Genomic DNA, 11,533 nt, shown 5'->3' on the forward strand with positions numbered 1-11,533 from the left:
CGCTACGCGAGCACGTTGGCCCAGAGGATGTTGACGATCAGCAGCACCGCAACGCCGGCCGTGGCCGCCGCGAGCGCTCCCTTGATGGTGCCGCTCTTGGCTTCGGTTTGCAGCACCTCCTTGGGCGGGTTGATTTCATCGAAGAACGCCTCCTGTTCGGGGCTGGTCCTGGTAAACAGCGAGACGATCACACCACTTAAGAACGAGACGATCATCCCGTAGATCACCGGGTGCAGCCCGAAGGGCAGGTGGGTGGTGGTCCCGAAGGGCAGCCCCTGGAAGACCGCGGCCAGGTAGAGGGCGGTGGTGACGACGGTGCCCGAGAGCATCGAGGTGATGGCCCCCTCCTTGGTGTAGCGCTTCCACATCACCCCGAAGAGCACCGCCGGGGCATAGGCCGCGCCGAAGATGGCCCCGCCGAAGTTGCCGATGGCCAAAATCAGGTCGCTGCGCCCGAGCGCGAAGAGCATGCCGAGCAGCCCGAAGGCCACGATGCAGATCCGGCAGACCAGCAGCAGCTTGCGCTCCGGCACCTCTTTGCCCTTGCAGGCGATATCCTGGTAGAGGTCCTTGGAGACGCTCATGGCTAAGGTGAGCTGCTGGGTGTCCGCGGTGGAGAGGCAGGCGGCGAACAGCCCGGCGATGGCGATGGCGCCGATAACCGGGTTGACCAAGTTCATCGCCGCCCAGACCAGCGCCTGGTTGGGCGCGACATCGGGGTTGACCAGGCTGACGCCCGACCCGGCGGTGACCACCAGCCAGGCCACCGTGATGGCCGCAAAGGTGGCGATCAAAAGCCCCTTGATCCAGGTCTTGGAGTCCTTGGCCAGATAGCAGCGGGAGAGCCCGGCGGGCTGCACCGCGTTGCCGAAGGCCCACATGATCTGGATCCCGAGCAGCGAGCCCCAGGGCACCGCGTTGCCCTCGCCGGTGGCCGAGAAGAAGCCGCCCCCCTCGGCGGCCTTGGCGGCGAAGGCGCCGAGTCCCACCTTGCCGATGACCATCGGCGCAAAGATGATCGCCAGGCAGATGACGATCAGCACCGTCATGATGGTGTCGGTGATGGTCACGCTCTTCGAGCCGCTGGAGAGGGTGATGATGGTGAAAACGCAGACCATGATGACCACCATCAGGTTATAGGGGATGCCCAGCAGCGCTTCGGTGATGGCGGCGCTGCCGATGATCTGGGTGAGGAAGTAGGCGCCCAGCGCAATGATGGTGACGAGGGTGGACAGCACGCGAAGCCCCTGGCTGCCGTAGCGCGCCCCGAAGAAGTCCCCCAGGGTGACATGCCCCTTGGCCCGGCGCAGCTTGAGGCCGATGAACATCGCCACGAAATAGGATGGGATGACGAAATTCAGCGTCCCGGTCAGCGGGCCGAACTTGAAGCCGTTGCTCACACAGCCGACCACGCCCATCGCCGAAAGCAGGGTGCCGGTATAGGTCCCGCCGATCAGCAGGGCGCCCGCGCCCCCGCTCATGTTGTAAAAGTCGGACAGGCTGGTCCCTTTTCGCGCACTCCAGAAGGTGGCGATCAGGTAAAACGCCAGAAAGGAAAAAAAGATGATCTGGAATCCCAATACGCTCATGTTCTATCCTCCGTTTCCTGTGTCTTGACACCTCGTTGCCCTTAGATGATCTGGTTTTTCAGCGCCCACGCCGCATAGATGATGATGGCCGCCACCACCGACAGGTGATAAATCCCCGCGCCGAAGATTGACAGGTTCATGCCGCCCCTCCTTTCCCAAATTGTCATTCTCTTCTCCTCTCAATATCATCTAAACATTATTTAACTATCAAATTTATTTGATATTAATATATAATATATCTTATAGTAAGTCAATAACAATTGCAATATTTATCTGTTTTCATGACGAATTTGGTTATTTTTTGTCTATTCTATACATCCGCATAAAACCGGACCGGTCGCGGATCCGGTGGAAATGAATTGCGCGCGCGGATGGAAAATGATATACTTTCCCTATAGACAGAAGGAAGGCAGGGATTTAGAACGTGCCAAAGGGAAAAACGTCCACCAACCAAAGCCTGGACCGGGCGCTTGACTTGCTGGAGCTGCTCTCCACCCCCAACAGCTCGCTGAATATCGCCGAGATCGGGAAGGAGCTTTCGGTCTCCTGGGCCACCGCCCAGGCGATCGTCAACTCCCTGTATTCGCGCGGGTACCTGGAAAAGGAGCCGGCGACGGGGAAATACCACCTGGGTTACAAGCTCTTCGGACTGGGGAACCTCTATCCGCTGCAATACCCCTTCCTCTACGCGTGCGAGAAGCATCTGCTCGCCATGAACGCCAAGTGGAAGGTCAAGGTCAACGTCATTATTTTAAAGCCCCGGTTTTGCGGGATCATCATCCTCTCGCAGGACGTCTCCCTCATCCCGAACATGGTCTTTGGCCAGCTGCTGCCTGCCTATGCCTCGGCCAGCGGAAAGGTGCTGCTGGCCAGCATGGACCCCGCGCAGCTCGACGAGTGGTGCGAAGGCTTCGAGTTCCGGCAGCTCACCCCCCACACCATTACTGGGAAGGAGAGGCTGCTCGAGGAGCTGGAGGCGGTGCGCCGCCAGGGCTATGCGATGGAGGTCGAGGAGCTCGCGCTGCAGCGCGCCTGCATAGGGGTGCCGATCCGGGACGTGTCGGGGAAGATCATCGCGGCGGTCTCCTGCTCCTCGGTCAAGCAGACCATCCTCTCCCACAAGGAGGAGATGCTCGCCGATCTGATGGCGGTGGGCACCGCGATCTCGACCGAGCTGGGCTACAGCCCGCTGACCTATAAGGAATAGGCGCAGGACAAAAAAACCGGCTTCAAACCGAAATGGTTTGAAGCCGGTTTTTTTGTTTTATCCGCACTCTGGACAAAAGGGAAGGCTTACACCTTCACCATGTCCTTCATTTCCTCGAAGGCGCTCTCTCCGATCCCCTTGATGTTGAGCAGCTCCTCCTTGCGCAAAAACTTCCCGTTGCGCTCGCGGTAGTCGATGATCAGCTGAGCCGTCACCTTGCCCACCCCCGGAAGGGTGTCCAGCTCGGCGATGGTCGCCGTATTGATCGAAATTTTCACTCTGTTCTCCCCCGCTTGTGCCGTATCTCTCAGCGAGCCCTGCGGCTCCACCGGCAGCTCATATGGATGCAGCTGCCGCGCCCCGAAGTCCAGGTCCGGCGTCGTCACCGCGTTGTAGCCCACCACCCCCACCGTGAGGGCGAGCCCCAGGGCCAGCAGCGTATGATAGGTCTCCGACCAGGTCATCTTCATCGCCGGCGCCTCACTTAAACTCGAATTTCCCGATCAGCCCGGCCGCGAACTGATAGTACCTCTCATAGGCTTCCATCCCCAGCTCGATCCAGCGGCTGTCCCCGTCGTGGTTGCACAGCTTGGCAAAGCAGTTGCCAAGGCACTGGTTGTCCGCCAGGCACAGGCGGTAGACGGTGTCCGACACGCTGTCGTTGAGCGCATCGTAAACATGCTCGTTGTGGTCCTCCACCGTCTCGGAAAAGCTGTGGCGCACCGTGTCCGCCAGGATGGTGTTTTCCACCCCCTGCGCGACCGCTACCCGCACGGCGAAGCCGTACATGAAGTAGAGCTGCCCGATGTTCTCCTCGCTGACCCCATCGAACAGGCTGCTGCCGGCCCCGCAAAGAAGCGGGCGCGCCAGCTCCTCCCCCAGGCGGTTGGCCATGAAGATGTTGCCGTTGAGCTTGTGCCGGGTGTATTCCTGCGCCACGCTCTCCCCGGTGTCGGTCCTCGCGCGCAGCCCGGCGGACGGATAATCGGGCGCGATTTTGACGTCGTCGTCCGGCGCGCAGAGCGCCAGCGCCAGGCGCCCGGCCTCCCCGCGGCGCCAGAGGCATAGCTGTGCCATAAGCAGCGCCAGCAAAAGCGCCGTGAGCGTCCATGCCGTCATCTGCCCGCCTCCTTTCTCGTTTTACTCGCTAATTCTTTGCCAGCGCCTCCTGCAAGGCCTTTGACAATTGATCGGGGCAGGAGGTGGGTTTGTCCCCGCAGCGGATCCCCTCCAGCAGTTTGATAACTTCCTGCGCCTTGCGCCCCTCCACCAGCTTGGACACCCCTTGCAGGTTGCCGTGGCATCCGCCCACGAACTGCACGTCCCGCACCGTCATGTCGTCGTCGAGGGTGACCGAAATGCTGCGCGAGCAGGTACCCCTTGTCCTATAAATATGTGTCGTCATTTCTGTTCATTCCTTTCGCGGAAATTGCGCCGATTTCGGCACAGCCGAAATGGCGATCGTAAGATCGGCAAGGCGAAATTCCATGAGTTTAAAAGATTTATCTTTTAAACTTTTTCATTTCCTTTCGGCGTTCACGAGTTTGTAAGGCCCGTTCGCCCTGGTATGTTTTCAGCAGCGGCTGACCCCTTCCAGGCGCGCCGCGCGCTCCACCGCGTCGGCCACGTTTCGGGCCACCTGCTGATCAAACGCGTCCGGCATAATCCGCCCGGTGGAAAGCTCCCCCGCCGGCAGGCTCGCCGCGATGGCGTAAGCCGCGGCCACCTTCATCCCCTCGGTGATCTCCCGCGCGCGGCAGCGCAGCGCGCCCTTGAAAATACCCGGGAAAGCCAGGACATTGTTGATTTGGTTCTTAAAGTCGCTGCGTCCGGTGCCGACCACCGCCGCACCAGCCGCCAGTGCTTCGTCCGGCATGATCTCGGGGGTGGGGTTGGCCATCGCGAAGACGATCGCCCCCGCGTTCATCGAGCGGACCATCTCGCCGGTGAGCAGCCCCGGCCGCGAGACGCCCACAAAGACGTCCGCGCCGCGCACCGCGTCGCAAAGCGTCCCGCGCAGCCCGGCGCGGTTGGTGATTTTCGCCATCTCCCGCTGGGGAGCGGTCAGGCCCTCGGCCCCCTCGTAAACGATCCCGTTTATGTCGCAGAGCACCACGTCCCCGAATTCCATCGAGAGCAGCAGCTTTGCGATGGCGATCCCGGCGGCGCCCGCGCCGTTGATCACCAGGCGCAGCCCGCCCTTGTGCTTCCCCAAAGCCTTCAGCGCATTTAGAAGCGCCGCCGCGACCACCACGGCGGTGCCGTGCTGGTCGTCGTGGAAGACCGGGATGTCGCACAGCTCCTTGAGCCGGCGCTCGACCGCGAAGCAGCGCGGAGCCGCGATGTCCTCCAGATTGATCCCCCCGAAGCTCTTGGAGAGCAAATAAATGGTGCGCACCAACTCGTCCTCGTCCTTGGTGTCCAGCACCAGCGGGAAGGCGTCCACCCCGGCAAATTCCTTGAAGAGGGCGCATTTGCCCTCCATCACCGGCATGGCCGCGCTCGGCCCGATGTCCCCGAGCCCCAGCACCGCCGTGCCGTCGCTGATCACCGCGACCAGATTCTGCTTGCGGGTCAGCTCATAGGCGCGCTCCTCGTCCTCGGCGATCGCGAGGCACGGAGCCGCCACTCCGGGGGTGTAGAGCAGGGAGAGCGCCTCGGCGCTGTCGATGCGCTCCCTGGAGATCACTTCGATTTTACCGTGCAGCTCGCTGTGCTTTTGCAGCGAGCGTTCCTTGATGTCCACTGTTAGAGTCCTCCCTATTTATAGTCTCAGGCTAGTGCCTGAGACATTTCAAGAGCGCTACGCATAGTCTCAGGCTAACGCCTGAGCCATTCTAAGAACGCTACGCATAGTCTCAGGCTAACGCCTGAGCCATTCTAAGAACGCTACGCGTTCTTTGCTTTGAGCTGGTATAGTTGGCTTACCGCATCCGGCGGGGCGAGGAAGCTGCCCAGCGGGTAGGGGTGCGGCCGGTAGAAGCCGTGGAAATCGGTGCCGCCCGTCGGGACGAGCGAGAAGCGCTGGCAGAGGGTGAGCAGCCGCCCGCGGGTCTCCTCGTCGTTGTGCGGATGGTAGACCTCCAGGCCCTGTATCCGCCCCTCGGCGGCCAGCCGCTCGCAAAGCTCCAGGCTCCCCGTCTCGCCGGGATGGGCGATCACCGCCACCCCCTGCGCCTCCCGCACGATCTGCAGCCCCTTCTCGATGTCCGGATAATCCACCGGAACAAAGCAACTGCCGCCCTTGCCGAAGAGCGCGCGGTAGACCTCGCCGTATATCTGGTTGTCGTACCCCAGGTCGATCAGCGCGTGCATGATGTGCGCACGGTAGATCGACTGGCTGGAGCTGTAGTACTTGGCCACATGCTCCACCGTGAGGGGGTAGTACTGCATGACGTTTTTGATCATCTGCATCCCCGCCGCAGCCCGCTTATCCAGGAGGCTTTTGAGGAAGCCCTCCAGCCGGTCGGGCTTGTCGGGGAGGTAGCAAAGCAGATGGACCTTCTTCCCGGTCGCCGGGTCCTTGCAGCTGATCTCCACTCCCGGGATGACCTGCACCCCGTAGCGCTTGCCGATCACGCCCGCGCGGGTCACCCCCGCCATGGTGTCATGGTCGGTCAGCGCAAGGAAGGAGAGCCCCGCGCGCTTGGCGTAGAACACAATATCGTCGATCCCCATGCTTCCGTCCGAAACCCGGCTGTGGCAATGCAGGTCCGCCGTCATCCATGACACCCCCTGTAAAAGATTGTTTGCCCCGCCGCGCTACATATCCCGCAGCACGGCGCGATTTTTATAAAGATAGTTGACCCCCGAGACCACCGTGAGGACGGTGACCAGGGTGATGAGCACCAGATTGATGACCTGCCCCGGCGCGGGATTCTCCATGATCCCCGACTTTTGCAGCCAGAGCAGCAGGAGCGAAACACAGATCCAGACCATCTGGGACGCTGTCTTATATTTCCCCCATTTGTCCGCCGCTATTACGATCCCCTTGGGCGCGGCGACCAGGCGCAGCGAGGTGACGAGGAATTCCCGGCTGATGATCAGGATGACCACCAGCGGCGGCACCCAGCCGATCCCCATCAGGCAGATGATCGCGCTGACCACCAGCAGCTTATCCGCCAGCGGGTCCATGAACTTTCCGAAGTCGGTGATCAGCCCGCGGGCCCTGGCGATCCTGCCGTCGAGCAGGTCGGTGAGGGAAGCGATAATAAACACCGCCAGCGCCAGCAGCGTGTGCCCGGGCAGGGCGTCCCAGTAGAAAAAGAGCAGGAACACCGGGATGAGCAGCACCCGCAGCACGGTGAGTTTGTTCGGTAGATTCAAAATGAAGGCCCTCTCTCTTTTGTTACTCCACCAGGCTGCCCATCAGGTCATAGTCGATGGTGTCCTCGACCTTCACCTGTACGAAGTCCCCGATGGACAGGGGATGCTCGCTCGTGAAGAAGGTCTTGGTGTCGATGTCCGGCGCATCCATATAGCTGCGCCCGAAATAGCTCTCGGCGTAGCGGTCATACCCTTCGACCGCCACCTCCAGCACCTTGCCGATCATTCTCTCATTGAAGCGCTCGGCGTGGCCCATCTGCTGCTCCATCACGATCTCGCAGCGGTGCAGCTTCTCGCTTTCGTCGAGCTGGCCCTCCATCGAGGCGGCGGGCGTCCCCTCCTCGGCCGAGTAGGCGAAGCACCCCAGACGCTCGAACCGGATCTCGTCCACGAACTCGCACAGCTCCTCAAACTGCTCCTTCGTCTCGCCCGGGAACCCGCAGATCAGGGTGGTGCGCAGCACCACCCCGGGGATCCGCGCCCGGATTTTTTGCAGCAGCGCCGTGAGGGTCCCGCGGTCCCCCCGCCGGTTCATCCGGCGCAGCACCTCGCCGCTGCAGTGCTGCAGCGGAATGTCCATGTACTTGACGATCTTGTCTTCTTTTGCGATCACGTCGATCAGCTCGTCGCTGATCCGGTCCGGATATAAGTATAACAGGCGGATCCATTTGATCCCGTCGATTTTACAGAGCTTACGCAGAAGCTCGGGCAGCATGGGCTTGCCGCAGAGGTCCTCGCCGTAGCGGCTGGTGTCCTGCGCCACCACGTTGATCTCCTTGACCCCGCCCTCGGCCATCCAGCGCGCCTCCGCTAGAATATCCTCCATCCCGCGCGAGCGGAAATCCCCCCTGATCGAGGGGATGGCACAGTAGGTGCAGCGGTTCGAGCAGCCGTCCGCCACCTTGAGGTAGGCGAAGAACGGGAGGTTGCTGATGATCCGCTCACCCGAAAGCGGCAGGTCGTATTTGTCGCCGAACTCGACCACCCGCTCGCCATTTAAGGCGCGGCCGATCGCCTCGACGATCTCGCTGTTCTTGCCGATCCCCAGCACCACGTCGGCCTCGGGGATCTCCTTGGCAACCTCCTCGCGGTAGCGCTCGGCCAGGCACCCGGTGACCACGATCACCTTGATCCGCCCCTCTTTTTTCAGGGTGCAGAACTCCAATATATTCTCGATCGATTCCTTCTTCGCGTCCTCGATGAACCCGCAGGTATTGACGATGACCACGTCGCACAGCCCGCTGTCCGCGCATAGCTCGTACCCGCCCTTTTTGAGCAGGGAGAGCATAATTTCACTGTCCACCTGGTTTTTCGAGCAGCCCAGGCTGACCATTCCCACCTTGATCGGCATTTTCTCGCTCCGTTCCGCCGCGCCCGCCCCGCGAAAGGAGGGAGAGCGGCAATACAATATACAAATTTATTTTATCATTTTTCGCCTATGAGCGCAAGCAAAACCCCCTAGAAAATGCTGTCTGCCCGCCCTTTATTCCTCCTGCTCGATGAACTCCTCCAGATGGCCGGCCACATACCGGATGTCCTCGAAGCCATACCCCAGCCGCATGAGCCCGTTAAAGGCCCGCGCGCGCTGGCGCTCCCCCTCGTAGAGGTCGGGATATTTTCGCAGGATCAGCTGCGCGATCCGCTCGCGCGGGTCGCTCTCCAGCTGCTCCAGAGCCTCCTCGACATACTCCTGCGCGATCCCGCGCCGGATGAGCTCCTGCCGGATCCGCCGCGCGCCGAAGTGGCGCAGCGCCACCATGTCCCGCGCCGCGCGAAGGGCGTAGTCCCGGTCGTCCAGGTACCCCAGCTCCTCCATGCGCGACACCGCCGCCTCGGCAATCGACTCGTCCCCGCCAAAGCGCAGCAGCTTTTCATAGAGCTGCCTGCGGGTATAGTCCTGACCGCCCAGCAGCCGCAGCGCCTTCTGCTTGGCCGCCTGCAGCTCGCTGTCGTACTGCAGCGAGGAAAGGCGGGACGGCTCGATTTCCATCCCGATTTGCAGGCCGCTTTCGGCGAACACCTCGGGGCTCAGCGTGCAGACGAACTCCCCCTGCGAATAGACGGCGAACCGCCCGCGCTTGGTCAGATGGATGTCGCTGATGGTCAACCGGCTCACCTCCCGATAGGAAGGGCCGCGCTTTCGGCGCGGCCCAGAATATTCTATGCCTTGACTTCCTTGTCGTCGGCCTCGACCTGAACATTGACCGGGCCCTTGGAAATTTTGTTGATCTTCTTGGGGGTCTTGCCCATTCCGAGCAGCTCGTCCTTGCGCTCCATCACCTGGCGCGCGACGTCCTCGGCGAACTCGGGGTTCTCCCGCAGATAGAGCTTGACGTTGTCCCGCCCCTGGCCGATCCTCGTCTCGCCGTAGCTGAACCAGGCGCCCGACTTCTGGATGATGTCCAGCTTGACCGCGGCGTCCACGATCTCGCCGTCGCGGGAGATGCCCTGCCCATACATGATGTCGAACTCGGCCTCCTTGAAGGGCGGGGCGACCTTGTTCTTGACCACCTTGACCCGCGTGCGGTTGCCCACCACCTCGCCGCCGACCTTCAGGCTCTCGATCCGGCGCACGTCGAGGCGCACCGAGGAGTAGAACTTGAGCGCCCGGCCGCCCGGGGTGGTCTCGGGATTGCCGTACATCACGCCGATCTTTTCGCGCAGCTGGTTGATGAAGATGGCGGTACAATTGGACTTGGAGATGGCGCCGGTCAGCTTGCGCAGCGCCTGGCTCATCAGGCGCGCCTGGAGCCCCACGTGGGTGTCGCCCATCTCGCCCTCGATCTCCGCCTTGGTGGTCATGGCGGCCACCGAGTCGATGACGGCCACGTCGATGGCGCCTGAGCGCACCAATGCTTCGCAGATTTCCAGCGCCTGCTCGCCGGTGTCCGGCTGGGAGACCAGGAGGGAATCGATGTCCACCCCCAACGCCTTGGCGTAGACCGGGTCGAGCGCATGCTCGACGTCGATAAAGAGCGCGTCGCCCCCCGCCTTCTGCGCCTCGGCCACGATATGCAGCGCCACCGTCGTCTTACCCGAGCTCTCCGGCCCGAAGATTTCGATGATCCTGCCCCGCGGCACCCCGCCGATCCCCAGGGCGATGTCCAGCGAAAGGGAGCCGGTCGGGATGGCCTCAACGTTCATCGACGGAGCCTCGCCCAGCTTCATCACCGCGCCCTTTCCAAACTGCTTTTCGATCTGCGCCAGAGCCGTTTCCAATGCCTTTTCCTTATCCGACATCCTTTTCCCTCCGTATGGAATCCGCACATTCGCGAATGTATGTTCGTAACTGTTCCTATTATACCAACAATAGGGGCAAAGCGCAAGGGGGTGGAGCGATATTTTTACAGGAAATTGGAACACCCGCCCCGGCTCTCGCCGGGGCGGGGTTTCTTTGCCGTCATTGTGGGAAGGCGCGCAGTGTGGGATGGGAGCTGCCGGCAGACATGGACCAGGCCCCTGTCGAGGCAAAGTTCCAGCCGGCAAATTTGGTGGCGTCGGAAAAGAGGGAGGAGGCCATACCGGCGGTGCCCGGCGGGTTGAAAGCTCCGATTTGGGAGCTGCCGCTCCAGCCCCGGCCCACCGCATAGGCAACCCCCATGTCATCGGCAAAGTAGCAAAGGCTGAAGGTCGTCGGGGTGGAGGTGGCGTATTCGGTCCCTCCCGAGATGCCTCCCCGCTCCCCGCCGCTGATGGTGCCGGGGATGGCGAAGCAGCGCGTCACCTTGCTGCCGGCGAAGGACATTCCCTCGATGGCGCCCGCGTCGTAGGTGCCGGTGGAGGTTGCGGCCGGCGCCGTGACGTTGGCCCCGACCGAGTAGCAGTCCCGGATTTCGCCGCCGTTGATCTGCTGGCCAACCAGCCCCCCGGCGTGATAGGTCCCGACCACCGTTCCGTTTTCCACATAACACTGCTCGACCAGCGACCCTGAATCACTGTTTGCGACGAGGCCCCCGGCAAGCCCGCTGCCGCTGTCATACACCGTAAAATTGGTTACCCCAATTTTGCGGATGGTGGCTGAATTTATATAGCCAAACAACCCGGCGTGGTTGACTTGCGCGCTTCTGGGGATGAAAAGGTTCTTGACCAGGTGCCCGCCGCCATCGTAGATGCCGCTGAAAACAGTCAGGCTGTTCCCGCCGATGGGGGTCCAGTCGCCCGAGAGGCTCAGGTCCTTCGTCTGGATGAAGCTCGCCGCCAGGTGGCTGTTCACATGCGCCAGCTGCGCCTGCGACGACACCTTCCAGGGCTTGGCGGCGGTGCCCGCACCGCCCCCGTAGCCGCCGGCGGCGAGCGCATGCTCGCACCCCTCGATCGTCACCGTCTTGCTCGCCGTCACCCCCGACCCGTCCTTGGCCGCCGCCTTCACCGTGATCGTACCGCTTTGCCCCACCGCCGTCACCGTTCCCGT

12 protein-coding genes are annotated in these 11,533 nt (G+C 62.0%); 1 reads left to right on the forward strand and 11 read right to left on the reverse strand.

From position 1 onward, the window contains the following. Nucleotides 1–2 precede the first annotated feature (2 nt). Entirely contained in the window at nt 3–1,589 is a 1,587-nt protein-coding gene (locus EDD78_RS06570; protein ID WP_132084388.1) for a sodium:solute symporter family protein, read from the reverse strand. Between the two features lie 424 nt (nt 1,590–2,013). Between EDD78_RS06570 and EDD78_RS06575 the strand changes: the two genes are divergently transcribed. After that, on the forward strand, nt 2,014–2,796 hold the full coding sequence (locus tag EDD78_RS06575; protein ID WP_079697834.1) for an IclR family transcriptional regulator: 783 nt from the start codon (nt 2,014–2,016) through the stop codon (nt 2,794–2,796). Nucleotides 2,797–2,882: 86 nt separating this feature from the next. On the opposite strand, the gene EDD78_RS06580 is transcribed toward EDD78_RS06575, so the two are convergent. The 10 genes from EDD78_RS06580 to EDD78_RS06625 form a co-directional block, all read right to left on the reverse strand. Next, nucleotides 2,883–3,266, reverse strand: a complete 384-nt coding sequence (locus tag EDD78_RS06580) for a ComEA family DNA-binding protein (RefSeq protein ID WP_079697835.1) — start codon at nt 3,264–3,266, stop codon at nt 2,883–2,885. Between the two features lie 10 nt (nt 3,267–3,276). Beyond that, nucleotides 3,277–3,915 (reverse strand): hypothetical protein, encoded by a 639-nt coding sequence (locus EDD78_RS06585; protein ID WP_132084389.1) that lies wholly within the window; start codon nt 3,913–3,915, stop codon nt 3,277–3,279. Nucleotides 3,916–3,943: 28 nt separating this feature from the next. Next, nucleotides 3,944–4,201 (reverse strand): TIGR03905 family TSCPD domain-containing protein, encoded by a 258-nt coding sequence (locus EDD78_RS06590; protein ID WP_132084390.1) that lies wholly within the window; start codon nt 4,199–4,201, stop codon nt 3,944–3,946. Between the two features lie 168 nt (nt 4,202–4,369). After that, on the reverse strand, nt 4,370–5,542 hold the full coding sequence (locus EDD78_RS06595) for an NAD(P)-dependent malic enzyme (protein WP_132084391.1): 1,173 nt from the start codon (nt 5,540–5,542) through the stop codon (nt 4,370–4,372). A gap of 143 nt (nt 5,543–5,685) precedes the next feature. Then, on the reverse strand, nt 5,686–6,519 hold the full coding sequence (locus tag EDD78_RS06600) for a PHP domain-containing protein (RefSeq protein WP_079697839.1): 834 nt from the start codon (nt 6,517–6,519) through the stop codon (nt 5,686–5,688). Between the two features lie 39 nt (nt 6,520–6,558). After that, on the reverse strand, nt 6,559–7,122 hold the full coding sequence (pgsA, locus tag EDD78_RS06605) for a CDP-diacylglycerol--glycerol-3-phosphate 3-phosphatidyltransferase (RefSeq protein WP_079697840.1): 564 nt from the start codon (nt 7,120–7,122) through the stop codon (nt 6,559–6,561). A 22-nt stretch (nt 7,123–7,144) separates the two neighbouring features. Continuing rightward, nucleotides 7,145–8,473: a 30S ribosomal protein S12 methylthiotransferase RimO gene (gene rimO, locus EDD78_RS06610; RefSeq protein ID WP_132084392.1), complete on the reverse strand. Its 1,329-nt coding sequence runs from the start codon at nt 8,471–8,473 to the stop codon at nt 7,145–7,147. A gap of 132 nt (nt 8,474–8,605) precedes the next feature. Further along, nucleotides 8,606–9,229 (reverse strand): regulatory protein RecX, encoded by a 624-nt coding sequence (locus tag EDD78_RS06615; RefSeq protein WP_132084393.1) that lies wholly within the window; start codon nt 9,227–9,229, stop codon nt 8,606–8,608. Nucleotides 9,230–9,282: 53 nt separating this feature from the next. Then, nucleotides 9,283–10,362 carry a recombinase RecA gene (recA, locus tag EDD78_RS06620; protein ID WP_079697843.1) on the reverse strand — a complete coding sequence of 360 codons (1,080 nt, stop codon included), beginning with the start codon at nt 10,360–10,362 and terminating at the stop codon, nt 9,283–9,285. Between the two features lie 160 nt (nt 10,363–10,522). After that, nucleotides 10,523–11,533 (reverse strand): GLUG motif-containing protein (locus tag EDD78_RS06625; protein WP_207668657.1); only part of this gene is annotated, 1,011 nt, incomplete at its 5' end.

The organism is Harryflintia acetispora (genome assembly GCA_004340125.1).
Lineage (GTDB): Bacteria > Bacillota > Clostridia > Oscillospirales > Ruminococcaceae > Harryflintia > Harryflintia acetispora.